Origin of the sequence: Micromonospora sp. NPDC047812, assembly GCF_040704175.1 — a bacterium.
Lineage (GTDB): Bacteria > Actinomycetota > Actinomycetes > Mycobacteriales > Micromonosporaceae > Micromonospora.
Map to the genome: position 1 here is coordinate 408363 of NZ_JBEYRY010000001.1, position 25401 is coordinate 433763.

22 protein-coding genes are annotated in these 25401 nt (G+C 75.2%); 12 read left to right on the plus strand and 10 right to left on the minus strand.

Translation table 11 applies throughout. The annotated features are described in order from the left end of the window. Positions 1-25: 25 nt before the first annotated feature. The 3 genes from AB0883_RS01820 to AB0883_RS01830 form a co-directional block, all read right to left on the minus strand. Entirely contained in the window at positions 26-2095 is a 2070-nt protein-coding gene (locus AB0883_RS01820) for a 3-hydroxyacyl-CoA dehydrogenase NAD-binding domain-containing protein (protein WP_366638636.1), read from the minus strand. Next, positions 2092-3312 carry a thiolase family protein gene (locus tag AB0883_RS01825; protein ID WP_366638638.1) on the minus strand — a complete coding sequence of 407 codons (1221 nt, stop codon included), beginning with the start codon at positions 3310-3312 and terminating at the stop codon, positions 2092-2094. Before AB0883_RS01825 ends, AB0883_RS01820 begins: the two co-directional genes overlap by 4 nt. Before the next feature lie 155 nt (positions 3313-3467). After that, positions 3468-4796 carry a ribonuclease D gene (locus tag AB0883_RS01830; RefSeq protein ID WP_366638640.1) on the minus strand — a complete coding sequence of 443 codons (1329 nt, stop codon included), beginning with the start codon at positions 4794-4796 and terminating at the stop codon, positions 3468-3470. A 209-nt stretch (positions 4797-5005) separates the two neighbouring features. Here AB0883_RS01830 and AB0883_RS01835 point away from each other — a divergent pair, with 209 nt between their 5' ends. Together AB0883_RS01835 and AB0883_RS01840 are read left to right on the plus strand one after the other, a co-directional pair. Then, a complete protein-coding gene (locus AB0883_RS01835; RefSeq protein ID WP_366638641.1) occupies positions 5006-6229 on the plus strand; it encodes a trypsin-like peptidase domain-containing protein in 1224 nt (407 codons plus the stop codon). Positions 6230-6303: 74 nt separating this feature from the next. Continuing rightward, positions 6304-7107: a hypothetical protein gene (locus AB0883_RS01840; RefSeq protein WP_366638642.1), complete on the plus strand. Its 804-nt coding sequence runs from the start codon at positions 6304-6306 to the stop codon at positions 7105-7107. A 17-nt stretch (positions 7108-7124) separates the two neighbouring features. On the opposite strand, the gene AB0883_RS01845 is transcribed toward AB0883_RS01840, so the two are convergent. Further along, a complete protein-coding gene (locus AB0883_RS01845) occupies positions 7125-7697 on the minus strand; it encodes a DUF3000 domain-containing protein (protein ID WP_334605751.1) in 573 nt (190 codons plus the stop codon). A gap of 182 nt (positions 7698-7879) precedes the next feature. Between AB0883_RS01845 and hemE the strand changes: the two genes are divergently transcribed. The 3 genes from hemE to hemQ are packed head-to-tail and all read left to right on the plus strand — an operon-like array spanning position 7880 to position 11090. Further along, entirely contained in the window at positions 7880-8977 is a 1098-nt protein-coding gene (gene hemE / locus AB0883_RS01850; protein ID WP_366638644.1) for a uroporphyrinogen decarboxylase, read from the plus strand. Positions 8978-8982: 5 nt separating this feature from the next. Continuing rightward, a complete protein-coding gene (gene hemG / locus AB0883_RS01855) occupies positions 8983-10392 on the plus strand; it encodes a protoporphyrinogen oxidase (protein WP_366638646.1) in 1410 nt (469 codons plus the stop codon). Beyond that, positions 10389-11090: a hydrogen peroxide-dependent heme synthase gene (gene hemQ / locus AB0883_RS01860; RefSeq protein WP_366638648.1), complete on the plus strand. Its 702-nt coding sequence runs from the start codon at positions 10389-10391 to the stop codon at positions 11088-11090. The genes hemG and hemQ overlap by 4 nt, the downstream gene beginning before the upstream one ends. Before the next feature lie 250 nt (positions 11091-11340). On the opposite strand, the gene AB0883_RS01865 is transcribed toward hemQ, so the two are convergent. The 3 genes from AB0883_RS01865 to AB0883_RS01875 all read right to left on the minus strand — a co-directional run bounded on the left by AB0883_RS01865 (position 11341) and on the right by AB0883_RS01875 (position 13349). After that, positions 11341-12447 (minus strand): lytic polysaccharide monooxygenase, encoded by a 1107-nt coding sequence (locus AB0883_RS01865; RefSeq protein ID WP_366638650.1) that lies wholly within the window; start codon positions 12445-12447, stop codon positions 11341-11343. A 110-nt stretch (positions 12448-12557) separates the two neighbouring features. After that, on the minus strand, positions 12558-13007 hold the full coding sequence (locus AB0883_RS01870; RefSeq protein ID WP_366640231.1) for a GNAT family N-acetyltransferase: 450 nt from the start codon (positions 13005-13007) through the stop codon (positions 12558-12560). 81 nt (positions 13008-13088) lie between these two features. Continuing rightward, positions 13089-13349, minus strand: a complete 261-nt coding sequence (locus AB0883_RS01875; protein WP_121395918.1) for a Prokaryotic metallothionein — start codon at positions 13347-13349, stop codon at positions 13089-13091. Positions 13350-13511: 162 nt separating this feature from the next. On the opposite strand from AB0883_RS01875, the gene AB0883_RS01880 reads away from it, so the two are divergent. The 3 genes from AB0883_RS01880 (at position 13512) to AB0883_RS01890 (ending at position 15307) form a co-directional block, all read left to right on the plus strand. Further along, on the plus strand, positions 13512-13787 hold the full coding sequence (locus AB0883_RS01880) for an isoamylase early set domain-containing protein (protein ID WP_366638651.1): 276 nt from the start codon (positions 13512-13514) through the stop codon (positions 13785-13787). Between the two features lie 120 nt (positions 13788-13907). Beyond that, on the plus strand, positions 13908-14654 hold the full coding sequence (locus AB0883_RS01885; RefSeq protein ID WP_366638653.1) for a lytic polysaccharide monooxygenase: 747 nt from the start codon (positions 13908-13910) through the stop codon (positions 14652-14654). Between the two features lie 68 nt (positions 14655-14722). Beyond that, entirely contained in the window at positions 14723-15307 is a 585-nt protein-coding gene (locus tag AB0883_RS01890) for a DUF305 domain-containing protein (protein WP_366638655.1), read from the plus strand. Between the two features lie 92 nt (positions 15308-15399). On the opposite strand, the gene msrB is transcribed toward AB0883_RS01890, so the two are convergent. Together msrB and AB0883_RS01900 are read right to left on the minus strand one after the other, a co-directional pair. Next, complete coding sequence (gene msrB, locus AB0883_RS01895; protein WP_366638657.1) at positions 15400-15810, minus strand: peptide-methionine (R)-S-oxide reductase MsrB; 411 nt, start codon at positions 15808-15810, stop codon at positions 15400-15402. A gap of 176 nt (positions 15811-15986) precedes the next feature. Next, on the minus strand, positions 15987-17000 hold the full coding sequence (locus tag AB0883_RS01900; protein ID WP_366638659.1) for a hypothetical protein: 1014 nt from the start codon (positions 16998-17000) through the stop codon (positions 15987-15989). Between the two features lie 67 nt (positions 17001-17067). Here AB0883_RS01900 and AB0883_RS01905 point away from each other — a divergent pair, with 67 nt between their 5' ends. Both AB0883_RS01905 and ligD read left to right on the plus strand, forming a co-directional pair. Further along, complete coding sequence (locus AB0883_RS01905) at positions 17068-17649, plus strand: TetR/AcrR family transcriptional regulator (RefSeq protein ID WP_366638661.1); 582 nt, start codon at positions 17068-17070, stop codon at positions 17647-17649. Between the two features lie 284 nt (positions 17650-17933). Further along, a complete protein-coding gene (gene ligD, locus AB0883_RS01910) occupies positions 17934-18959 on the plus strand; it encodes a non-homologous end-joining DNA ligase (RefSeq protein ID WP_366638663.1) in 1026 nt (341 codons plus the stop codon). A gap of 13 nt (positions 18960-18972) precedes the next feature. Here ligD and AB0883_RS01915 read toward each other — a convergent pair whose 3' ends face one another. Further along, positions 18973-19266 carry a hypothetical protein gene (locus AB0883_RS01915; RefSeq protein ID WP_366638665.1) on the minus strand — a complete coding sequence of 98 codons (294 nt, stop codon included), beginning with the start codon at positions 19264-19266 and terminating at the stop codon, positions 18973-18975. A gap of 189 nt (positions 19267-19455) precedes the next feature. Here AB0883_RS01915 and AB0883_RS01920 point away from each other — a divergent pair, with 189 nt between their 5' ends. Both AB0883_RS01920 and AB0883_RS01925 read left to right on the plus strand, forming a co-directional pair. After that, positions 19456-22650, plus strand: coding sequence for an FtsX-like permease family protein (locus AB0883_RS01920; RefSeq protein WP_366638666.1), 3195 nt, complete (start codon positions 19456-19458; stop codon positions 22648-22650). Between the two features lie 37 nt (positions 22651-22687). Further along, complete coding sequence (locus AB0883_RS01925) at positions 22688-25399, plus strand: FtsX-like permease family protein (protein WP_366638668.1); 2712 nt, start codon at positions 22688-22690, stop codon at positions 25397-25399. Positions 25400-25401: the final 2 nt, after the last annotated feature.

Below are 25401 nucleotides of genomic sequence, written 5' to 3' on the forward strand. Positions count from 1 at the left end.
CCGCGAACGCGGGGGGCGGTGTGGATCAGGCGGGCAGGCTGGCCACCCCGTGCGGCAGGAACCGCCGGCCGGTGACCCGCTCCGAGGTGCCGGTCCGGTCCAGGTACGGCGTGATGCCGCCCAGGTGGAACGGCCAACCCGCGCCGAGGATCATGCACAGGTCGATGTCCTGCGCCTCGGCGACGACGCCCTCGTCGAGCATGAGCCGGATCTCCTGCGCCAGCGCGTCGAGCGCGTTCTGACGCACCTGCTCGGCGGTGAGCGGCTGGTCGCCGACCACGAGCAGCTTGGCGACCTCGTCGTTGACCTGGTCGTCGACGACGATCGGCTGACCGGAGTCGGCGATCCGCTTGAGGTTCTCGCTGACGCCGAAGCGGTCCGGGAACGCGGCGTGCAGGGTGCCGCCCACGTGGTACGCGACGGCCGGCCCGACGAGCTGGAGCAGGGCCAGCGGGCGCATCGGCAGGCCCAGCGGGTCCAGCGCGCTGTTCGCCACGTCCAGCGGGGTGCCCGCGTCGACGGCGGCGAAGACGGTGCCGAGGAAGCGGGTGAGCAGCCGGTTGACCACGAACGCCGGGGCGTCGGAGACCAGCACGGAGGACTTCTTCAGCTGCTTGCCGACCGCGAACGCGGTGGCGAGCGTGGCGTCGTCCGTCCGCTCGCCCCGGACGATCTCCAGCAGCGGCAGCACCGCGACGGGGTTGAAGAAGTGGAAGCCGACCACCCGCTCGGGGTGCTCCAGCTCCTCGGCCATCGCCGTGATCGACAGGCTGGAGGTGTTGGTCGCCAGCACCGCCTCCGGCTTGACGATCTTCTCCAGCTCGGCCCAGACCTGCTTCTTGACGGCCAGGTCCTCGAAGACGGCCTCGATGACGAAGTCGGCGTCAGCGAAGACGCCCTTGTCGACCGAGCCGCTGACCAGGCCGTACAGCTTGGCGGCCGTGCCCTTGTCCATCCGGCCCTTGCTGACGGCCTTCTCGATCTGGGTGTGCACGTAGCCGACGCCCTTGTCCACCCGGGCCTGGTCCAGGTCGGTCATGACGACCGGCACCTGGAGGCGGCGGGCGAAGAGCAGGGCGAGCTGGCTGGCCATCAGGCCGGCGCCGACGATGCCCACCTTGGTGACCGGGCGGGCCAGCCCCTTGTCCGGCGCGCCGGCCGGCCGCTTGGCCCGCCGCTGCGCCAGGTCGAACGCGTAGAGGCCGCTGCGCAGCTCCTCGGAGAAGACCAGGTCGGCGAGGGCCTCGTCCTCGGCGGCGGTGCCGGTGGCGAAGTCGGCGTCCTTCGCGGTCTCCAACAGGTCCAGCGCCTTGTAGGCGGCCGGAACCGCGCCGTGCAGCCGCTGGTCGAGGGTCTGCCGGGCGAAGTAGAGCACGCCCGCCCACATGTCCCTGTCGACCTCGGGCCGGGTCACGGTGACCTCGCCCCGGACGACGCCGGCGGCCCACTCCAGGGACCGCTCCAGGAAGTCCGCCGGCTCCAGCAGCACGTCCGCGATGCCCATCTCGGCGGCCTGCTTCGGCTTGAGCATCTTGTTCTGCATGAGCGGGTTCTGGATGATCACCTGGGTCGCCGCCGGGATGCCGATCAGGTTCGGCAGCAGCTGGGTGCCACCCCAGCCGGGGACCAGGCCGAGGAAGACCTCGGGCAGCGCCAGCGCCGCCGCGCCGCCGGAGAGCGTCCGGTAGTGGCAGTGCAGCGCCAGCTCCAGGCCGCCGCCCATCGCCGCGCCGTTGACGAAGGCGAAGGTCGGGACCTCGCTGTCCTTGAGCCGGGCGAAGACCCGGTGGCCGAGCCGCCCGATCTCCAGCGCCTGCTCGCGGTCGGCGAGCTGCGGGAGGCTGGTGATGTCCGCGCCCACGCAGAAGACGTACGGCTTGCCGGTGACCGCGACGAAGGCCGGGTCGGCCGCCAGCGCGGCGGTGATCGCCTCGTCCAGGCTGGTCAGGCCGCCCGGGCCGAAGCTGTTGGGCTTGGTGTGGTCGAAGCCGTTGTCCAGGGTGATCAGGGCGGCCGGCCGGTCCAGCCCCGGCACGTTCACCTGGCGCAGCAGCGCCCTGGTGACGACCTCGTTCGGTGCGGCGAGCGCGCTCACTTGTCTCCCTCCCCCTGAGCCGGCCTGCCGGACTCCGTCCAGTGTGGGTTCTCCCAGATGACCGTGCCGCCCATGCCGATGCCGATGCACATGGCGGTGACGCCGTAGCGCACCTCGGGGTGCTCGGCGAACTGCCGCGCCAGCTGGGTCATCAGCCGGACGCCCGAGGAGGCGAGCGGGTGACCGATGGCGATCGCGCCGCCCCACGGGTTGACCCGCGGGTCGTCGTCGGCGATGCCGAAGTGGTCGAGGAAGGCGAGCACCTGCACGGCGAACGCCTCGTTCAGCTCGAACAGGCCGATGTCGTCGATGGTCAGGCCGGCGAGGCGCAGCGCCTTCTCGGTCGACGGGATCGGGCCGACGCCCATCACCTCGGGCTCGACGCCGACGAAGCCGAACGACACCAGCCGCATGGCGACGGGCAGGCCCAGCTCGCGGGCGACGTCCTCGGAGGCGAGCAGGCTGGCGGTGGCGCCGTCGTTCAGGCCGGCCGCGTTGCCCGCGGTGACCTTGCCGTGCGGGCGGAACGGGGTCTTCAGGGTGGCGAGCTTCTCCAGCGAGGTGTCCCGGGGGGCCTCGTCGACCGTGGCCAGGCCCCAGGCGTTCTCCTCGTCGCGGACCGCCACGGACACCAGGTCGTCCTGGAGCTTGCCGTTGGCGTACGCCTTGGCGGTCTTCTGCTGCGACGCGAGCGCGAACGCGTCGGTGCGCTCCTTGGTGATGTGCGGGACCCGGTCGTGCAGGTTCTCCGCGGTCGCGCCCATGACCAGCGCGGACGGGTCGACCAGCTTCTCGGCGACGATCCGCGGGTTGGGGTCGACGCCCTCGCCCATCGGGTGGCGGCCCATGTGCTCGACGCCGCCGGCGATGGCGACGTCGTAGGCGCCCATGGCGATGCCGCTGGCGACGGTGGTCACCGCGGTCATGGCGCCGGCGCACATCCGGTCGATCGCGAAGCCGGGGACGGTCTTGGGCAGGCCCGCCAGCAGGGCGGCGGTCCGGCCGATGGTCAGGCCCTGGTCGCCGATCTGGGTGGTGGCGGCGATGGCGACCTCCTCGACCCGCTCCGGCGGCAGCTGCGGGTTACGGCGCAGCAGCTCGCGGATGCAGCGGATCACCAGGTCGTCGGCGCGGGTGTTGGCGTACATGCCACCCGCCTTGCCGAACGGGGTACGGACGCCGTCGACGAAGACGACATCCCGAACTTCACGGGGCACTTGAGCCTCCTCTTCGACCTGACCCGGCCTCGGCGCCGGCAGGCGGCACTACGGACCGGACGAAGGTCGCCGGCACGGGCGTGTTCCTCCGGATGCTACTCGCCAGTAACCATCGCTGGCACCCGCTCCCGTGTGGCCCACCCCACACCGCCGGGTCAGGGGACGGGGGCTGGATCGGTGAGGGCCTCCGTGAGGTCGGCAAGGAGCAGGGTGATCTGCCACTCGCGGGCGTTGAAGCCCCGGAGGGTCTCCGCGACGGCCGCCTCCGTGACCTCCTCCGGGGGTACCCAGGCCAGCCGGCGGATCGAGTCGGGGGCGATCAGGTTCTCCGGCGGCAGCTGGTGCGCGCCGGCGATGCGGACCACCACCTCCCGGCAGCGGGCCAGCCGGGCCGCCGCCACCGGGTCCCGTTCCGCCCAGCGGTGCGGCGGCGGGGGACCCTCGACCGTCGGGGCGACCGGCAGCGCGTCCTCGGGCAGCTGCCGCGCGTCGTCGAGCGCGGCCAGCCAGGTGCGGGCCAGCCGGCGCACCGAGCGGCCACCGAAGCCGGGCAGGGTGAGCAGGGTCTTCTCGTCCTTCGGATCCAGCTCCGCCGCCGCGACGATGGCCGAGTCCGGCAGCACCCGCCCCGGGGCGGCGTCCCGCCGGGCGGCGATCTGGTCCCGCGCGTACCAGAGGGAACGGACCCGGGCCTGGGCCCGCGCCCCGCGCACCCGGTGGATGCCCGACGTGCGGCGCCACGGCTCGGCACGCGCCTTCGGGGGCCGGGCGCCGGTGCGGACCAGCGCGGCGAACTCCTCCGCCGCCCACGCGGACTTGCCCTGCCGGGTCAGCTCCTCGTCGAGCGCGTCGCGCAGGTCGACCAGCATCTCCACGTCGAGCGCGGCGTAGGTCAGCCAGGACTCCGGCAGCGGGCGGCTCGACCAGTCGGCCGCCGAGTGGTGCTTCTCCAGGCTGTAGCCGAGTAGCTGCTCGGTCAGCGCGGCCAGGCCGACCCGCTCGAATCCGGCCAGCCGGGCGGCCAGTTCGGTGTCGAACAGCCGGCGCGGGCGCAGACCCAGCTCGGCCAGGCAGGGCAGGTCCTGGCTGGCGGCGTGCAGCACCCACTCGGCCTCGCCGATCACCGTGTCGAGGGCGCTCAGGTCGGGCAGCGGCAGCGGGTCGATCAGCGCCGTGCCGGAACCGGCCCGGCGCAGCTGCACCAGATAGGCCCGCTGGCTGTAGCGGTAGCCCGAGGCGCGCTCGGCGTCGAGGGCGACGGGGCCGGTGCCTGCGGCGAAGCGGGCCACCACGTCGGCCAGCTCGCCGGGTGTGGCCGCCGGCTGGGGTGTGCCCTCGCGCGGGGCGGTCAGCGGAACGGGCCCGTCGGCGGTCGGTTCGGTCCCCGCGGCCTCCGGCTCCGGTCGGGCCGACGGCGGGTGGTGCGCATCGTTTCCCGTACGGCTTTCGGCGGGCCGACGGCGCAGGGGTGGTTCGTCGGTCACCTGACAACCCTAGTGCGCGACGCGACGCGGTGGGTGAAGCCGGTCCGGTGTGTGTCGCCGGGCGACCGCCGGATGTCCCTCCGGAGGCCGGACATAGGGGAAGACAAAGCCCGTTGACGCAGGTACGGTCCATCGGGCCGTTGCGCGGGTACGGCATCATCAGGGTCCCGTGAACGGAGCGGGGCGTATACGGGGAGGGCAAGGCGATCATGACTGCTGGCTACGGGTCGGCGGACAGGGGCCCGGCGGGACAGGGCGACGGCGGGTTCCCGCCGGGGACGGCCCGTCCCGGGCCACTGCCGCCCCGGATCGAGCCGGCCGGCTCCGCGTACCTGCCGCCGGGCGCCCCCGGGCAGCCCGCGGCCGCCCCGTCCCCCCGTCCCGCCTGGTCGCCGCCGGCGCAGCCGGGCCAGTGGGGCGCGGCCCCCGCCAACGCCCCGGCCGCCGCGCCCGCCGCCGGCGGCTGGGGGCACGGCGGCGCGCCGTCCACCGCCCCGGGCCCGTCGACGCCGCCGTCCGGTGCCACCCCGGGGCCCGGCTGGCCCCCCGCGTCCGGCTCGACGCCGCCGGGCGTCCCCGGCCAGCCGCCCGCCCACGGCCACCCGCAGGGCGCCGGGCCGGGCCAGCCGTACCCCGCCGGGCCCGCCCCGGCGACGAAGGGGCGCGGGCTCACCATCACCGCGCTCGTGCTCGCCGGCCTGCTGGCCGTCGTGACGGGCGTGCAGGCGTACCAGATCAACCGGCTCTCGAACCGGCTGGGCGACACCGACAGCAGGATGGCGGCGGCGCAGGCGGCCGACGGCACCCGGCTCGACGGCCTGGAGTCCCGGGCGGGGGCGCTGGAGAAGCAGGCCGGCGCCGCGTTCAACCCGGAGGCCGTGGCCAGCGCCGCGCTGCCCAGCGTGTTCCGGGTCCGGGCCGGCAACTCCACCGGCACCGCGTTCGCGATCGGCAAGCCGGCCGCGGGCGGGGGCACCAACCTGTTCACCAACTACCACGTCGTGGACGCGCTCTGGCAGACCGGCGAGCGGGAGGTCTTCCTGGAGCGCACCGACCAGCGCTTCCCGGCGACCATCGTGCGCGTCGACGAGGCCAACGACGTCGCCCACCTGCGGACCAACGGCAAGTTCACCGGCCTGGTCGCCGCGCCCGCCGCCGTGAAGTCCGGGCAGCAGATCGTGGTCGTCGGCGCGCCGCTCGGCCTGGAGGACAGCGTCACCACCGGCGTGGTGAGCGCCTTCCGCGAGGCCGGCGGTGGCGAGGGCCCGGTCATCCAGTTCGACGCCCCGATCAACCCCGGCAACTCGGGCGGCCCGGTCATCAACGGCAGCAAGCAGGTCGTCGGCATCGCCACCGCCAAGGCCCGCAACGCCGAGGGGATCGGTCTCGCCGTACCGATCAAGGTCGCCTGCGACGGTTTCAAGATCTGCTGACCCCGTCAGCGCCCAACCCCCCTCGGCCCGGCGGAGCATGCCGCGCGGACCAGTACACGTGGAGGAAGAACGACATGTCCCAGCCACCGACCGGGCCGGAGGGCTACCCGCCGTACCCGCCGGCCGCGCCCGGTCAGCCGCCGTCGGGCGGCGCCCCGCACGGCACCACCTACGGCAGCCCGCGCCCGTACACGCCCGAACAGCCGGACGCCGGCCAGCAGTACTCCCCGGCGCCGCAGCAGTACAACCCGGCCCCGTCCGGCGGCTACCCCCAGTCCGCCCCGCCGGCGTCGCCCGGCTACACCCCGGGCAGCGCGTCGCCGCACGCCGGCCAGGTCTCCGGCGGGCCGGCCTTCGGGCAGCCGATGTCCGTGCCCCCGGCCTCCGGGCCGGCGTACGGGCAGCCGTTGTCCGCCCCGCCCGGCTCCGCCCCGCCCTTCGGCGCCCCCGCGCCGGGCGGCCCCGGCAAGAGCCACAAGGTGCTGATCCTGGCCGTCGTGGCCGGGCTGCTCTTCGTCCTGGGCGGGGTGATGACCGGCCTGTTCGTCTCGACCACCAACGAGCTGGACCGGACCGAGAAGAAGATGGCCAGCGAGGTCAGCCAGCGCGACGGCACCATCGCGGCGAACGGCAAGGAGATCGAGAAGCTCAAGACCGACCTCCAGGCGGTCCGGGACAAGCTCGGCGACACCGAGCAGGACCTCACCGGCACCCGTAACGACCGGGACGAGCAGGCCCGGCAGAAGAAGGTCATCGCCAGCTGCCTCGACAAGCTCACCACCGCGCTCGCCGCGGCGGCGAACGGCAACAAGGCGGCCTACGACAAGGCCATCCAGGGCATGGACAAGGTCTGCAACGAGGCCGAGAAGTATCTGTGAGGTGATCCGTCGCGGGGTCAGGCCGCGCCGGCGGGGCGACGCTCCGGCAGCGCGGTCACCCCGGGTGGGGGAAGCCCGGCGGTCGAGGCCAGCAGCGCGCACCAGGCCAGCAGGTGCGGGGCGAGGTCGTCGTCGACCGGCGTCCAGGAGGCGCGGATCTCGATGTCGGCGGCGGCGGGCGGCCCGGCCAGGTCACCGAACCGGGTCGACATGGTCTGGGTGATCGTGCCGCCGATCGCCCGGTGCTCCGCGTCCTGCGCCTCCAGCGCGTCGGTCAGCCACGTCCAGCCCACCCCCGGCAGCAGCGGGTCGGCGGCCAGGTCGACCTCCAGCTCCGCCGTCACGTAGGTGACCAGCCGCAGGGTGCCCTGCCACGCCTCGTGGCCGGCCGGGTCGTGCAGCAGGATCAGCCGCCCGGAGGCCACCTCCTCGCCGTCGCGCAGGACGGTGGCGGAGAGCGCGAAGGCGTACGGGGCGAGTCGCTGCGGCGCGCCGACCTCCTCCAGCACGATCTCCGACCGGGGCGCCGCGGACCGCAGCCCGGTGACCGCGCGGGCGAAGGTCTCCGGGAGCGCGATCGGGGGGGCCATGCCGGCAGCCTATGCCGCCGGTCGGCCGGCCGCCCGAGAGGCGCGCCGATGCCGGCCACGCGGCGGCCGTGGCACGGCCCCGGACGACGCTCCGCGGGCGCCCGCCTCCCGCCGGGCCGACCGGGTCACAAAAGGCGGCGCTGCCCGCTGCCGCCCGTGTCCCGCGTGGCACGATGGCCGCGATGACCACCACGACGACGGGCGCCGACGCCCGAGACGAAGACCCCCGCCGCGGCGGACCGGCCGACTCGCCCTTCGTCCGGGCCTGCCGGCGCCAGCCCGGCCCGCACACCCCCGTCTGGTTCATGCGCCAGGCCGGCCGGTCGCTGCCGGAGTACCGCGAGATCCGGGCCAACGTGGCGATGCTGGAGTCCTGCCGCCGCCCCGACCTGGTCACCGAGATCACCCTCCAGCCGGTACGCCGGCACGGGGTGGACGCCGCGATCCTGTTCAGCGACATCGTGGTGCCGGTCGCCGCCGCCGGGGTGGACCTGGACATCGTGCCCGGCACCGGCCCGGTGGTCGCCGAGCCCGTACGCACCCTGACCGACGTGGAGCGCATCCGGCCGATCACCCGCGACGACGTCTCCTACGTGGACGAGGCGGTCCGGATGCTCGTCGCCGAGCTGGGCGACACCCCGCTGATCGGCTTCGCCGGCGCGCCGTTCACCCTGGCCAGCTACCTGGTCGAGGGTGGTCCGTCGCGGACCCACGCGAAAACCAAGGCGATGATGTACGGCCAGCCGGAGCTGTGGCACGCGCTCTGCGGCCGGCTGGCCGAGGTGACGCTCGCGTTCCTGCGGGTCCAGGTGGCCGCCGGGGTGTCCGCGGTGCAGCTCTTCGACTCGTGGGCCGGGGCGCTGTCGGAGGCCGACTACCGCCGCTTCGTGCTGCCGCACTCGGCGGGCGTGCTGGCCGGGCTGGCCGACGCGGGCGTGCCCCGGATCCACTTCGGGGTGGGCACCGGCGAGCTGCTCGGCGCGATGGGCGAGGCCGGCGCCGACGTGGTCGGCGTCGACTGGCGTACGCCGCTGGACGCGGCGACCCGGCGGATCGGGCCGGACCGGGCGGTGCAGGGCAACCTCGACCCGTGCGTGCTGTTCGCGCCGTGGCCGGTGATCGAGGGCGAGGTGCGGCGGATCCTGGAGCAGGGCCGGGCCGCGCCCGGGCACGTGTTCAACCTGGGGCACGGCGTGCTGCCGGAGACCGACCCCGACGTGCTGACCCGGGTGGTGGCCCTGGTGCACGAGCTGTCCGCCCAGCCGGCCGACCGGGGCTGAGCGGCATGCGGGCGCCGTGGCGGGTGGCGGTGGTCGGCGGCGGGATCGCCGGGCTGGCCGCCGCGGTCCGGTTGCGCGACCGCGCCCCCGCCGGCACCGAGATCACCGTGTACGAGCAGTCCGGCGCGCTCGGCGGCAAGCTGCGCACCGGGGAGCTGGCCGGCTCGGCGGTGGAGTTCGGCGCCGAGTCGTTCCTGATGCGCGACCCGGCCGGGGGCGAGTCCGCCGCCGTGGCCCTGGTCCGCCGGCTCGGCCTGGGCGAGCGGATCGTGCACCCCACCGTCGGGCAGGCCGCGCTGGTCGTCGACGGGGGGCTGCGCCCGATCCCGGGCGGCACGCTGGTCGGCGTACCCGGGGACCTGGAGCGGGTGGCCACGGTCGCGCGGCCGGCGGCGGACGCCGACGTCGACGCCGGTCGTCCGCTGCTCGGCGTGGACGACGACGTCTCCGTCGGCGCGCTGGTCCGGGCCCGGTTCGGCGACGAGGTGGTCGACCGGCTGGTCGACCCGATGCTCGGCGGCGTCTACGCCGGCCGGGCCGACGACCTCTCCCTGACCACCACCATGCCCGCGCTGGCCCGGGCCGCCCGGGTGGAGCACACCCTGGTGGGCGCGGTGCGCGCCGCGCAGGCCGCGGCCCCCCGCGCGCCGGGGGCGCCGGTCTTCGGCACCCTGGCCGGCGGGCTCAGCACGCTGGTCGAGGCCGCGGCGGCGGCCAGCGGGGCGACGATCCGGCGGGGCGCGGCGGTGCGCGAGCTGACCCCGGCCGGGGCCGGGTGGCGGCTGACCGTCGGCCCCACCCGGGATCCGGAGTCGGTCGACGTCGACGCCGTGGTGCTGGCCGTGCCGGCCCGCCCGGCGGCCCGGCTGCTCGCCGGCTGGGCCCCGCAGGTGGCCGGGGGCGTCGGTGGGTTGGACTACGCCAGCGTCGCGCTGGTCACCCTGGCGCTGCCCGAGCCGGAGCTGCCGGAGCTGTCCGGTTTCCTGGTGCCGAGCACCGAGGGCCTGCTCATCAAGGCGTCGACCTTCTTCACCACCAAGTGGGGTCACCTGCGCCGCACCGACGGGCTGGCGCTCGTCCGCGCCTCCGTGGGCCGCTACGGCGAGGAACGGCAGGTGCAGCGCACCGACGAGGACCTGGCCGCCACCGTGCACCGGGAGCTGTCGGCGGTGCTCGGCGTGCCGCTGCCCGCACCGGTCGCCGGCCACGTGCAGCGCTGGGGCGGGTCCCTGCCGCAGTACACCCCGGGTCACTCCGACCGGGTGTCCGCCGCGCGGGCGGTCCTGCGGGCGAGCCATCCGACGCTGGTCCTGGCCGGCGCCGGGTACGACGGGGTCGGCATCCCGGTCTGCGTCCGTTCCGGCGAGACGGCGGCCGAGGAGATCATCACAGCACTGGGAGGATCGGGGACATGACCGAGCAGACCAACGCGGCCCGGCTGCGGGAGCTCAACGACAGCATCCGCTACACGATGTGGTCGGTGTACCGGGCCACCAGCCCGCTGCCGTCGCTGCGCGAGAACGTCACCGGCGAGGTCGAGGCGCTCTTCGCGGAGCTGGCCGGCAAGGACGTGGTCGTCCGCGGCACGTACGACGTCTCGGGGCTGCGCGCCGACGCCGACCTGATGATCTGGTGGCACTCCGCCTCCAGCGACGACCTCCAGGACGCGTACCTGCGGTTCCGCCGCACCACGCTGGGCCGGGCGCTCACCCCGGTCTGGTCGCAGATGGCGCTGCACCGGCCGGCGGAGTTCAACAAGAGCCACATCCCGGCGTTCCTGGCCGGCGAGGAGGCCCGCCCGTACGTCTGCGTCTACCCGTTCGTCCGCTCCTACGAGTGGTACCTGCTGCCGGACGCCGAGCGGCGCGAGCTGCTCGCCGAGCACGGCAAGATGGCGCGCGGCTACCCGGACGTGCGGGCCAACACGGTCGCCTCGTTCGCGCTCGGCGACTACGAGTGGATGCTCGCGTTCGAGGCCGACGAGCTGCACCGCATCGTCGACCTGATGCGCGACCTGCGGGGCTCGGGCGCCCGCCGGCACGTCCGGGAGGAGATCCCGTTCTACACCGGTCGTCGCCGCTCGGTCGCCGACATCGTCAACTGCCTCGTCTGACGCCCGGCCGCCCGCCGGCCGCCGCCCGCCGCACGCCGTCGGCGTGGGACGGGGCGGTGGTGGTCGGCGTTCCGGCCTGTCGAGCTGCCCCGTGGGGTGGGGCAGCGGCCCGGCCGGCGGCGGCCCGCCCGGTGGTGGGGCCCACCGGTGGGGCAGCTCGACAGCGACGTGACGGTGCCGGGGCGCGGGCCGGCCGGGGGCGCGCCCCGGAGGGAGTGGGACGCGACCCCGGCCGGGGTTCCGGTGCGGATCAGACGACGGTGGTGCAGGTGAGCGTCGGCGTGCTGTTGGTGCCGGACCACGAGCCGAGGAAGCCGAACGTGGTGCTCGCCCCGGGGGCCAGTGCTCCGTTGTGGGCCGCGTTGCGGGCGACGACCCACGTTCCGCTGGTGGTCAGGGTCGCGTTCCACATCGACGTGACCTGCTGGCCGTCGGCGTAGGTCCAGTTCACGGACCAGCCCTTGACGGCCCCGCCGCCGGCGGTCACCGTCACCTCACCCTGGAAGCCTCCACCCCACTGCCCGGTGATCCGGTAGGCGGCCGTGCAGGCCCCGGCCGGCGGCGGAGTCGTCGTCGGCGGCGGGGTCGTCGGGGGCGGCGTGGTGGGCGGCGGGGTCGTGGGCGGGGGAGTGGTCGGCGGCGGCGTCGTCGGCGGCGGGTTGGTCGGCCCGCCGGAGAAGTCGACGTCGCTGCACAGGTAGTACGACTGGTCCAGGTGGCTGGCCTGCCAGATGGTGTAGACGACGTGCCGCCCGGTCCGGCCCGGCGCGCTCGCCGGGATCTCGATGGACACGCCGGTGGGCTCCGGCTTCCACCCCGACGCCGGGGTGTTGCCGATCTGGCCGACCAGTTCCAGGTCGTCCCAGCCCAACGGCTCGGTGAGCGCGTCGAACCCCTGCTTCGTCACGTACACCCGGATGTAGTCCGCGCCGTGACTGGCCTGGTCGTACAGGCGGACCCGGAAGTTGCTGGAGACCGGGGCGGTCTTCCAGGCGCCGACCGTGTCGAGGGCGTTGTAGCGACCGCCCTCGGTCCGGCCGCCGGAGCAGAGCTGGCCGTCGGGGATGGCGGCCTGGTGGTTGCCGGCGACGCCCTCGCGGAACAGGCCGTTCCAGTTCCACATGGCGTTGGGGTTGGCCTGCCAGGCCTGCCAGCACATCGGGTCCTCGGTGGCCATCCGGGGATTCTGGAAGTCGCTGCCCCAGCGCTGCCAGCAGCCGTAGTTGCGTGACGCCGGGTCCACCACGGAGCCGTGCGCCGACACGGGGTTGGCCAGGGCCGTGGTCAGCAGCAGCACGGCGGTCGCCGCGACGGCGAGCAGCCATGCCAGGCGGGAGGATCGAAGTTGAGTGGACATGGAGCCCCCGGGGGGAGAGGTCGGACGACGACGCCCGGACGGCCCGGGAGTTGCCCCTCCCGTGCGCGCTGCGTGGCTTCCGCGACGGCTCTGCCCGGAGGCTGTCACATTTATCGGCCTTCGTCAATGCCTTTCCGGCGCATCGGGGTGTGCGGGATGCCGTCCTCGACGTACTCCGGGCCGGCGACGGCGAAGCCGTGGCGGGCGTAGAGGCCGACCAGGTGGGACTGGGCCTCCAGCACGCAGGGGCGGTCGCCGACCAGCTCCAGCGCCGCGGCCATCAGCCGGCCCGCGTGCCCGCCGCCGCGCGCCTCCGGTGCCACCACCACCCGACCGATCCGCGCCACGCCGCCCGGGTCGGCGAGGATCCGCAGGTACGCCAGGGGAGCGCCCCCGTCGTCGAGCCAGAGGTGCCGGGTGCCGGGCTCGACGTCGCGCCCGTCGAGTTCCGGGTACGGGCACGACTGCTCCACCACGAACACGTCGATGCGCAGCCGGAGCAGGTCGTGGAAGGTGCGGGCGTCGAGGTCGGCGAACGGGGCGGTCCTCGTCACGGGGATCTGCGGCACTCCGCGATGGTAGGCCGCGCCCGACGCCCCGCCGGCCGTCGCCCCGCCGGGCGTCCGGTCCGGTGGCCGGCCTCAGGCGGGGCGGGCGCCGACCGCGTCGCGGATCTCGGCGCCCCGGGTGCCCTCCTCCGCGCGGGCGCAGTGCGCGCAGCAGAAGAACCGGCCGGACACCTCCACCCCGTGCCCGACGATCTTGACCTCGCAGTGCTCGCAGATCGGCGCCAGCTTGTGCGCGGCGCACTCGAAGCAGTCGAAGGTGTGCACGTCGCCGCTGACGGTCCGCACCTCGAACGCCATCCAGTAGTCGTTACCGCAGACCTCGCACGTCGCCACGACAGAACCCCCCGAACGCCGACACGGTTTCCCCGAGCGTGCGGCAGCCGAACCGTGCCGGGCGGGCGGAACGGCCCGGGTCACTCCGGGGTGGCGGCGTGTCGCCCCCGGCGTGTCGGGCGTTGTACCGGGTGACCGCGCACGACCCCGGAGGAACACGACATGATCAAGCGGAACAAGCTCTTCGGCAACCAGGTACGGGTCACCTTCAGCCTGCCCCGCGACACCCCGCCCGGCGCGGTCAGCGTGGTCGGCTCCTTCAACGGCTGGGAACCGGGGCGGCACGAACTCGTGCCGCGCCGCGACGGCACCCGGACGGTCACGGTGCGACTCGGCCCGGGGGAGTACCGCTTCCGCTACCTCGCCACCGGCGGCGTCTGGCTGGACGACGAGTCCGCCGACCGGGTGGACGAGCGGGGCAGCCTGTTGCTGCTCTGACGGTCACCCTGCGTACTCGGGCCGATCGATGATTTTATCGACAGGAGTCTTTACTGTTAACAAGCTTTAATTTATGTTGAAGGGCACCTCACCAGGCCGAAGTCCGAAGGAGCTGCCATCATGCGCCGAAGAATCACGATCCCACTCGTGGCGACGGGCGCCGTCGTCTCCGCACTCGCCGTCGCGGCGCCCGCCCAGGCCCACGGCTACGTCTCCGGCCCGCCGAGCCGCCAGGCGCTCTGCGCCCAGGGGCGGGTCCCCGACTGCGGGCAGATCAAGTACGAGCCGCAGAGCGTCGAGGGGCCGAAGGGGCTGCGCAGCTGCCACGCGGGGATCGCCCAGTTCGCCGTCCTGAACGACGACAGCCGGGGCTGGCCCGCCACCTCCGTCGGCAGCTCCGTCACCTTCACCTGGACCAACACCGCCCGGCACGCCACCAGCAACTGGGAGTACTTCATCGGCGGCACCCGGGTGGCCGTCTTCAACGGCGGCGGGCAGCAGCCCGGCGCCACCGTCTCGCACACCGTCGACCTGGGCGGCTACCCGGGACGGCAGAAGGTCCTCGCCGTGTGGAACATCGCGGACACCGCCAACGCGTTCTACTCCTGCGTGGACCTCCAGGTCGGCGGGGGCGGCAACCCGTCGCCCACCCCGAGCCCGACGCGGCCGGCCCCGTCGCCGACCCCGACCCCCACCGCCGCCCCGACCACCCCGCCCGCGCCCGGCGGCAGCTGGACGGCGGGCCGGGCCTACCAGGCCGGCGACCAGGTCACCTACGGCGGGCTGACGTACCGCTGCCGGCAGGCGCACACGGCGATCCCCGGCTGGGAGCCGCCACACGTGCCGGCGCTCTGGTCGCAGGTCTGACCGGACGGGTGCGGCCCGCCGCCCGGCGTCCGCCGCACCCGTCACCCCTCCCCGGATCGGAGTACGCCATGCGACGGCTGCCCACGGTCGCCCTGCTCGCTGCCCTGCTGATCGTCCCCGGCTGCGCCGCGCAGACCACCCCGGCGTCGCCTGCCCCCGCCCCGCCGGGGACGGCCGCGACCAGCGGGACGGGGATGAACGGCCTGGACGTGGTCTTCCTGGCCACGCTGGCGGCACACACCGAGCAGACGCTGGAGATGGTGCGGGTCAGCCGCGACCGGGTGACCGACCCGAAGCTGCGCACCCTCGTCGCGGCCATCGAGGTCACCGAGACCGACGAACTCGCCACCATGCGCGGCTGGCTGACGGATGCCGGGCCGGCCGCCGCCGAGGCCGCCCGCCGGCACGACCACGGGCACCACGGGACCGCCGCCGAGGACATGGCACGCCTGCGGGCCGCCCCGGACGGCGAGGTCGACCGCGTCCTGCTCGACCTGCTCGCCCCGCACCAGGACGCGGCGGCCGACCTGGCCCGGGCGCACCAGACGGTCGGCGCCGACCCGCGCGTACGCGACTTCGCCGGGCGCGTCGAGCGGTCGCGTACGGCCCAGGTCTCGCTGATGGCCGGCCTGGCGCCGGGCCGGCGGGCCTGACCCTCCGGGGGCGCCGGCGCCGGCGTCGGCCGAGACCGTGCCGGCGCCCCCGAGGGTCCGCCGGCCGCCGTCGTCATCGGAGCCGGGGCGACTCAGGCGTCGGCGCGCGGCTCCAGCCGGATGGAGACGGAGTTGACGCAGTGCCGGGTGTCCTTCGGGGTGAAGCCCTCGCCCCGGAAGACGTGACCCAGGTGGCTGTCGCACCGGGCGCAGCGGATCTCGGTGCGGCTCATTCCCAGGCTGCGGTCCTCGATCTCCTTGACCGCGCCGGGGATCGCGTCGTCGAAGCTGGGCCACCCGCAGTGCGAGTCGAACTTCGTGTCGCTGGGGTAGAGCTGCGCGCCGCAGGCCCGGCAGTGGTAGGTCCCGGGCGTCTTCGTGTCGACGTACTCGCCGGTCCACGGGCGCTCGGTGCCGGCCTCCCGCAGCACCCGGAACTCCTCCGGGCTGAGCCGGACCCGCCACTCTTCCTCGGTACGGGGCAGTTCACTCTCCACGGTCATGCCTCCAGAGCCACTCACAGATGCGGATGAAAGTACCCGCACTGAACAGGAACAGGCCGCGCGGCGTGGGAATTCCGGGTACGGCGGGGGCGGCACCGCCACCTCCGGTCGCCCCGCCTTCTGCCGGAAGCCGTCTCCCGGACCGGGCTCGTCACCGACGTGCCGGGGTCGGATGCCTAGGAGGCAGACCGGCTCAGCGCGCGGGAACGACCGTACTCGGCGAGGGCGTGAAATGCGGCCTTGGGCGTCCACGAGCCGTCCGGCAGCACTCGCACGATCCCACGTGCCGCCAGGTCGTAGTCGTGCTCAGGATCGCCGGTGGTCGGTAGGTGCCGGTTCGCGAAGGTGTACACGAACGCCGCCTCCACCCCGCCGGCCTCGTAGTCGCGCAGCAGGTCGACGACGTAGCGCGCTTGGCCTTCCTCGTCGCGCTCCAGCTCCGCAGTCAGCTTCACGGCGCGGCCGTGCTCGTCGTACGTCACCGGTTCTGCCCCGCCGGCCACGTCGGCCGCGCCGCGGAACGTGCAGCAGCCGAATTCGGTCGCGGCGTACGGCTTGCCCTGACCCACCGCCGCCGCCAGGCTCTGGGGGAACACCGTGGAGTTGGTCGCGTCGCGGTAGCCGGCGTCGCTGGCGATGATGTCGAACGGCGCCCAGTCGACGTCCTCGAGCGGGATCGAGGCGTATCCGACGAGGCCACCGAACCGCTCGCGCACCGCGGGTACCGCCTCGGCGAGGAAGTCGTGCACCGCGGCCCGGGCGGCCGGGACCGCCTCCCTCATCCGCATCGGATCGGTGAACAGCGCCATCCGCTCCGCCAGGTCACGACCGGGCAGGAAGCCGTCGGTGAACATCGAGATCTCGGAACCGGTGAGATACACGACCGAGGCGCCGCCGCGCCGCAGCCGTTCGGCCCGCTCGGCGCCGTCGAGCACGAACGCCATGAGCCCGTCGCGGTCGAGGCCGTTGGTGAACGGGCAGTACCACACCTCGAGCCCGGCCTCGGCCGCGAGCCGCGCGGTCAGCTCCAGCCGGTCCTGGACACCGCCGGTGATACGGACCGCGTCGCAGTGCAACTCCTCGCGGATGACACGCAGGTCGTTCCGGACGGTCGCGGGGTCGAACGGCTCGTGAGTGGTGGATCCGGCGCTCACGAAGCCGGTGTCGTAGTTCATGCCGAAGACGCGCATCAAGAGTTCCCCTCCCTCTTACGGTACGTCGCGTACCCTATAAGGTACGTCCAGTACCCTACAAGCCATGGGTACGAGGCGCCGGGGCGAGGAGTTGGAGCAGGCGATCCTGCGGGCTGCGGCGGACGAACTGCGCGAGTCCGGGTACGCGGGGATGACGATGGACCGGGTCGCCGCCCGCGCCGGGACCAACAAGAATGCGATCTACCGCCGATGGCCGCGTCGGGCGGCCCTGGGCATCGCGGCGTATCGCCACCTGACCGACGCCGCCATGCCGAACCCCGACACGGGCAGCCTGCGAGGCGACGCACTCGAGATGCTCCGACAGGCCAACGAGACGTGGTCGTCGCCGCACGGAGCAGTCCTGCGCGGTCTGCTGGCCGCCGCAGCCGACGACCCGGAGCTACTCACCCTCATGCGCGAACGCTCCGGCGCAGACACCATGGACCGCGCCTGGCTCGGGATGCTCGAACGGGCCGCCGCCCGGGGCGAGGCGCCGGCGGCGGCCACCCATCACCGGGTGGCGACGACACCGATGATGCTGCTACGCGCCGAGTACGCGATGCGCGGCATCCCCTCGGTCCCCGACGAGGTGCTGGTCGAGATCGTGGACGAGGTGTTCCTGCCCCTGGTGCGCGGTCGCGGCTGACGCGGCACCGACCGGATCGTCCGCACGGCACCGACCGGATCGTCGGCACGGCGACGGGCGGATCGGATGTCGCCAACGTCGCACTGATGCTCAGCGACACGAGCTCCGCACCGGACAGGCGGCGCCGGAGCGACATCTGACGCCAGGACCCGCCGGCAAGGTCGACCGGCCGGGCCGGCAACGCCACACGCGGGACCCGACGGGGAGGTGTCGGTGACCCTTTCGGGCGGGACTCGCCCGCCAACGGTACGCCGGACGTCGGGGGTGTGGCATATGGTCGCGCAATGGGTGGTACGAAGGCCGCGGCCGAACAGATCGAGGTGGCCGGGCGCGACGTCCGGCTGACCAGTCCCGACCGGGTGATCTTCCCGCAGCGCGGCTTCACCAAGGCCGACGTCTTCCACTACTACCTCGCGGTGGGCGACGGCATCATGCGCGCCCTGCGCGAGCGCCCCACCACGTTGCAGCGCTTCCCGGAGGGCGTCGAGGGGGAGGCGTTCTTCCAGAAGCGGGTGCCCGCGCGGGGCGTGCCGCCGTGGGTGCAGACGGCCACGATCAGCTTCCCCAGCGGGCGGAGCGCGGCCGAGCTCTGCCCGGCCGACCTGGCCCACGTGGCGTGGGCCGCCCAGATGGGCACCATCGTGTTCCATCCGTGGCCGGTGCGTGCCGCCGACGTCGACCGCCCCGACGAGCTGCGCATCGACCTCGACCCGCAGCCCGGCACCGACTTCGCCGACGCGGCCTCCGCCGCCGGCGAGCTGCGCGGGCTCCTCGACGAGCTGGGCGTCACCGGCTGGCCGAAGACCTCCGGCGGCCGTGGCGTGCACGTCTACCTGCGGATCGCGCCCCGTTGGACGTTCACCGAGGTGCGTCGGGCCACCATCGCGCTGGCCCGCGAGCTGGAGCGGCGGCGGCCGGAGCTGGTGACCACCGCCTGGTGGAAGGAGCAGCGGGGCGAGCGCGTCTTCGTCGACTACAACCAGATGGCCCGCGACCGCACGATCGCCTGCGCGTACTCGCTGCGGGCCAACGCCCGGGCCACCGTGTCCACCCCGGTCACCTGGGACGAGCTGCCCGACGTCGACCCCGACGACTTCGACCTGCGCACCGTCCCGGCCCGGCTGGCCGAGCGCGGCGACCCGCACGCCGGCATCGACGACACCGCGTGGGACATCACCCCGCTGCTGGAGTGGGCCGACCGGGACGCCACGGCCGGCCAGGGCGACATGCCCTACCCGCCGGATCACCCGAAGATGCCCGGCGAGCCGAAGCGCGTGCAGCCCTCCAAGGACCGCGACCGCCCCCGCTGACCGTCCCGCGCCGTCACCGCCGGTCGCCGTACGCCTCCACCGCCTCCTTGGCCGAGCGTAGGTCCGCGCCGGTCGCCTTCCGGTACGCGGCGATCGCCTTGATCTTGTCGCCCCGGGCCAGGTGCCGGTCCACCTCCGGCGGCACGGGCGAGGCGTCCACCACGCCCAGGTGGTCCATCACCAGCCGGAGCCGGCGCTCGATCTCGGCGAGCCGGTACGCGGTGCGCGCCTGCTCGGCCCTGCCCGGCAACTGGGCGGCGAGCAGCGCGACGACGGCCACCATCAGGGCGGTGAGGGCGATCTCCATCCGGTGATCGAATCACATCCGCGCACCGCGCACCGCGCACCGCGCACCGCGCACCGTGCTCCCCGCTCGCCGGGTCGGCGACCGGCCGGCGCCTCCGGATAACGATCAAGTAACGGGCGCGAACCTTTCCCGGTCCGTCGCCGCTCTCCCTGATCGTCGGCCCGACAGCGGGCCAGGGGAGGGCGTCGGATGAAGCTGGTGTGGAGGCGGGCCCGCGAGGCGCGGGGGCTGCTGCTCGCCGCGGTGGTCGCGGCCCTGGTGGCGGTCGCGTTGGTCACCGGGCTGTCCGACTACAACCGGCGGGCCGTCGAGGCGGGCCAGCGCGCGCTGCTCAGCGGGGCGTCGTTCGAGGAGCGCAGCGTCCTGGTGAGCGGCGCGGCTGGCCGGGACGCGGCCGAGTTCGCCACCCGGGACCGGGCCGTCCGGGACGGGTTCGCCGCCGGCCTCGGCGGCGCGCCGGTGACCGTCGACTCCGCCCGGTACGGCGGTGGCCGGGAGCTGACCGGTGACCTCGGCACCGTGGTCCGCGACGACGATGACCCGGTCTTCGCCACCCTGGCGGCCCTCGACGACCTGCCCCGCCACGCCGAGCTGAGCAGCGGCGCCTGGCCCGCCCCGGGAGCCTCGCCGTTGCAGGTCACGCTGCCGGAGAAGGTCGCCGGCCTGCTCGGGATGACCGTCGGCGACCGGGTGCCGATGCTGGACCGTCGGTCCGACGAGGCCAGCACCGTGGTGCTCGTCGGGACGTGGCGGCCCCGCGACCCGGCCGACCCGTACTGGCGGCTGGCACCCGGGGTCGGGGCCGGTAGCGCCGCGGACGCCGGCACCTCGTACGGGCCGTTCGTGCTGGACCCGGCGGACTTCGTCGCCACCTACCCGGGCTCGGTGTCGGCGTCCTGGGTCGTCGAGCCGGACCTCGCGGCGGCGGCCGGCGCGGGTCGCCTGCCCGACGTGCGGCAGGCGCTCACCGCGGCCCTCGCCGAGGTGCCCGAGGCGGCCGGGCTGGGCGCCTCCGGCCAGACCGTCACGGCGATCGACCGCCTCCTCGACCGCGTCACCCGGGCCGACCTGGTGGGCCGTTCCTCGCTGGCCACCCCGCTGCTGCTGATCGTCGTCCTCGGCGGGTACGCGCTGGTGCTCGTCGCCGCCCTGCTGCACGAGGACCGGCGCGGCCAGACCGCGCTGCTGAGGGCCCGGGGTGCCGCACGGCGGCAACTGGCCGGCCTGGCGGCCCGGGAGGCGGCCCTGGTCGTCCTGCCCGCCGGCGTGCTGGGGCCCCTGATCGCCGGCGAGGCGCTGCGGCACGTGGGCACCGGCGGCGCCACCCCGCTGACGCTCGCCGCCGGCAACACCACGCTGGTCTGGGCCGCCGCGGCCGCCACCGCCGCCGGCTGCCTCGTCGCGATGGTCGTCCCGACGTTGCGGGGCGCCGGCACCTACGTCGCCGACATGGCGGCCCGGTCCCGGCCCACCCGCGCCGCGAGCGTCCAACGGGCCAGCCTCGACCTGGTGCTGGTCGGCTTCGCGGTGCTGGCCTGGACCCAGCTGCGCCAGTACTCGTCGCCGGTCGCCGGGGCGGCCGGCCGGCTCGGGGTGGACCCGCTGCTGGTCGCCGCGCCGACGCTGGGCGTGCTGGCCGGCGCGGTCGTGGCGTTGCGGCTGCTGCCGCCCGCGACCCGGTTCGCCGAGCGGTTCGTCGACCGCAGACCGTGGACCGCGACCATGTTCGGCATGTGGCAGGCGGGGCGCCGCCCGCACGCCGGCCCGGTGCTGCTGCTCGCCCTCGCCGTCGGCGGCAGCACCCTGGCGTGGTCGCTGGTGACCACGGGCGAGCTGTCGCAGGCCGACCAGGCCGACCACACCGTCGGCGCCGACCTGCGGGTCATCGAGCGCACCGGCTCGGCGCCCGACGGTCGGGCCGGTCAGCTCGCCGCGCTGCCCGGCGTCGGCGAGGCGCTGCCGGCCTGGCGCGACGAGATCCGCCTCGGCCGCGCCGACCTGCCGACGACGGTGGTGAGCCTCGACGCCGCGGCCGCGGCCGACGTGCTGCGACTCAACGAGAGGCTGACCGACGAGCCGGCGCCGGCGCTGCTCGACCGGCTGACCCGGGCGCGCGGCGCGCCGACCGGGGTGGAGCTGCCCGCCGGCACCCGCTCGGTCACCGGCACGGTACGCACCCCCGTGCGCGACGCCGTCACGCCGCACCAGATCGGCCTCTGGGTGCTGCTGACCCGGGCGGACGGGCTGGTCTTCCGGCTTCCGGCGGGGAGCACCGGCAGCGACGGCCGGCCGGCGGCGTTCACCGTCGCCGTCCCCGCCGGGGAGGGCGCCCTACGACTGTCCGGTTTCGAGGCCGACGGCGGGAGCGCGCGCGGGCGGGCGTACCGCCTGGAGGTGTCGGACCTGCGGCTGGTCGGCGCCGACGGCACGGCCCGGCCGGCGTCGCTGGACGGCGGGTGGGTGGCCGTCGACGGCCAGGGCAAGCCGGTCGGCGCGCCGGTCACGGCCGCCGGCCTGAGCGCCGACTGGGAGGTCGAGTACCGCGAGGGCGGCCGGTTCGCGTTCCAGCCGCCGAGCCGGTTCGCTGTGGTGCCGGCCGGCGAGGACCGGCCGGTGCCCGCGCTGATGACCCCGGCCGTGCGCGACGCGTTGAGCCTGGAGGTCGGTGAGACCGTCGACCTGGTGCTGTCCGGCGCGACGGTGCCGGTCACGCTGGTCGGCGAGCTGGACGAGGTGCCGTCCACGGCCGGCGAGGGCGTGCTGCTGGACCTGCCGGCGGCGGCGGAGTGGCTGATCCGGGACCGGGGCGGCGTCCGACCGGTCGGGGAGTGGTGGCTGAGCACCGACGGCGGCGGCCACGCCGAGGCGGCCCGCGCGGCGGCCGGCCTGACCGGCGCCACGCTGCTCGACCGGCGGGAGGTGGCCGCGCGGGCCGCCGACGACCCGTACTGGCAGGGGGCCCGCACGGGGTTGCTCGCCGCCGCGCTCGGCTCGGTGCTGCTGGCCCTGGTCGGCCTGATCGTCGACGTCTGGGCGACCGCCCGGCACCGGCTCGGGGAGTTCGCCGTGCTGCACACGCTCGGCGCCAGCCCCCGGCTGCTGGCCCGGGCGCTGCTGGCCGAGCAGACCTTCCTGGCCGGGATCGGCGTCGGTGTGGGCCTGCTGCTGGGCGCCGCGGTCGGCGCGACCATGGCCCCGCTGGTCATCCTCACGCCGTCCGCGGGCCGGCCGGTGCCGGAGGCCGCCTTCGTGCTGCCCTGGCTGCCCATCGGCCTGACCGCGCTCGGCCTGCTGCTGGCGGCACTCGCCTTCAGCGCGTTCATCGCCCTCGGCATCCGGCAGCGGGTGGCTGTGGCGCAGCTGCGGATCGGGGGAGACCGGTGACCGGGAGCGTAGGGACGACCAGGAGCGGAGACGGGGCGTGGTGAGCATCGGGGCGGTCGTCCGCCGGGTCCGGGCGTACGGCGGGCAGTTCCTGCTCCTCGCGGCGCTGACGCTGGTCGCCACGCTGGTGATCAGCGGGGTGCCCAGGATCGTCAACGGCCACGCCCAGGAGGGCCTGGAGGCCCACCTGGGTGCCGTGCCGCCGCAGCAGCGGGACGTGACGTACTCGTCCGGGCCGCTCGCCCCGGCGGACAACGGCACCTCCGTGGTGGCCGCGCACGAGGGCGACCTGGCGGCGATCGAGAGCGCGATGCCGCCGGTCGTCCGGCGGATGGTCGAGCAGCGGTGGTACGCCGGGGAGACCCCGGCCAGCCTGGTGCGGGGCCCGGACCTGGCGGCGAAGAACCTCCTGGTCCATCTCGGCCTGCGGTCCGTGACCGGGATCGAGGAGGCCGGCACGCTGGTCGAGGGGCGCTGGCCGGCCGACACGCCGAAGGACCAGCCGGTGCAGGTGGCGCTGGCCGCGGACGTCGCCGGCAAGCTGAACCTGCGGCTCGGCAGCCGGCTCACCCTCGCCGCGCCGGAGCCGCTCACCGCCGACTCCCCGCCCCCCAGCCAGCTCACCGTGGTGGGCCTCTTCCAGCCCCGTGACGCCGCCGACGGGTTCTGGGACGGGCTGCCGCCGCTGCTGCGCGTCGTCGAGCCGGTGGGGGACGGCCAACCCTTCATCGCCGTCGGCGTCGTCGACGGCGCCGCGCTGAACCGCCAGGCCGTCGCCGGCTGGCCGCTGACGTTCAGCTGGCGTTACCGCCTGGGCGCCGACGGCGTCGACGCCCGCGAGCTGGACCAGGTGATCGACGGCCTCCAGCAGATGACCCGGGAGGCGGGCGGCCGCAACCTCGTCCAAGGGCTGGACATCCCGCTGCGGCAGTTCTCCGCCGAGGTGGACAGCGCCCGGACGGTGCTCGGGGTCATCGCCGCGGGCGTACTGGCCACGCTGACCGGGCTCGTCGTGCTGGCCGCCGGGCTGCTGGTGCGCCGCCGCCGCTCGGAGTTCACGCTGCTGCGTGCCCGGGGCGGGGCGGCCACCACGAGCGCGGGCCGCAGCCTGACCGAGGCGCTGCTGGTGGTGCCACCCGCCGGCGCGCTCGGCTGGCTGGTCGGTGGCCTCGCCCCGGGGGCGGCGGGGGAGACCCTGTGGTTCGCCGTCGCCGCGACCGTCCTGGTGGCGTTCGCGCTGCCGGTGGCCACCCTTACCGCGTCCAGGGGCGGTGCCGGTCGGCGCGACCTGATCCGGTCGCGTCCCTCCGCGCGTCGCCTCACGGTGGAGGCGGGACTGCTGGTCCTCGCGGGCCTCGCGGTCGTGCTGCTGCGCCGCCGCGGCCTCACCCCCGGGGAGGTCGACCCGCTGCTGGTCTCGGTGCCGGTGCTGCTGGCCGTCGCGGCGGCGGTGGTCGCGATGCGGTTGTACCCGTGGCCGCTGCGGCTGGTCAGCCGGCTCGCGGCCCGGGCCCGGGGCAGCGTCGCCTTCCTGGGCACGGCCCGGGCCGGCCGCTCCGTCGTCGCCATGCCGCTGGTGGTCGTCGTGCTGGCCATCGCGACCGCGGCGTTCTGCGCGGTGACGGCCGCCGGGATCGAGGCGAGCCGGGACCGCGCCGCCAGCCGGGTGGTCCCCGCCGACGCCCTGATCCTGGGGGACCGGATCGCCCCGGACACGGGCGCCGAACTGGAGCGGCTGCCGGGGGTCCGCGCCGCGAGCCCGGTGCTGTACGAGGCGGGCCAACGCCTGGCGAAGGACGCGGTCGGCACCGAGACCCGCCTCGGCGGGGTGACCGTGCTCATGGTCGACGGTCCGGCCCTGGCCCGGATCGTCCGCGAGTCCGGCGTCGACGTGACGGTGCCGGCGGCGCTGCTCGCCCCCGCCGGGGGAGGCGGCCCGCTGCCCGCGGTGGTCTCCCCGACGGTCGCCGCCGAGCTGGCCGACGCCGGCCTCGACGGCTCCGCCTTCGTCAGCGCCCAGGGCCAGCGGTACGAGTTCCGGGTCGCCGGGCAGGCGGAGAGCTTCCCGCTGCTGCGCGCCGACAGCAGCCGCTTCGTCGTCCTGCCCTGGCAGTCCCTGCCCCGGCGGGACTACGCCGCCGTGCCGACCGGCTTCCTGGTGGCCGGCGACGGCCTGGACGGCGACGCGCTGCGCCGGGCCGGCGACGCGGGGCAGTCCCGCTTCCAGACCGGCGGGGCGGTCACCGGCCGGGAGCGCCCGCGCGGCGTGGAGGTGCTGACCTTCGCGGACACCCGCCGGCAGGTGGGTGAGGGCGGCGCGAACGGGGTGCTCGCCTTCGGCTTCACCGCCGGCGCGGCCGGCGGGACGGCCCTCGGCCTGCTCGCGATCGCCTTCACGGTGCTCGCCGGTGCCCGCGAGCGCGGCCAGGTGCTCTCCCGGCTGCGCACCCTCGGCCTGTCGCGACGCCAGTGGCGCGGGCTGCTGCTGGTGGAGCTGGTTCCGCTGGTGGGCGTCTCGGTGGTGACCGGTGCGCTGGTCGGCACGGCCCTGCCGCTGTTGCTCACCCCGGTGCTCGGACTGTCCGCCTTCACCGACGGCGTCGAGGTCCGGGTCGCGTTCGAGCCCGGCCTGGCGGCTGCGGTCGTCGCGCTCGGTGCGCTCGCCCTCGGCTTCGCGGTCGCCGTCGAGGCCCTGAACAACCGCCGGATGCGCCTCGGCGAGGTGCTCCGGCTCGGAGAGGAGAACTGACA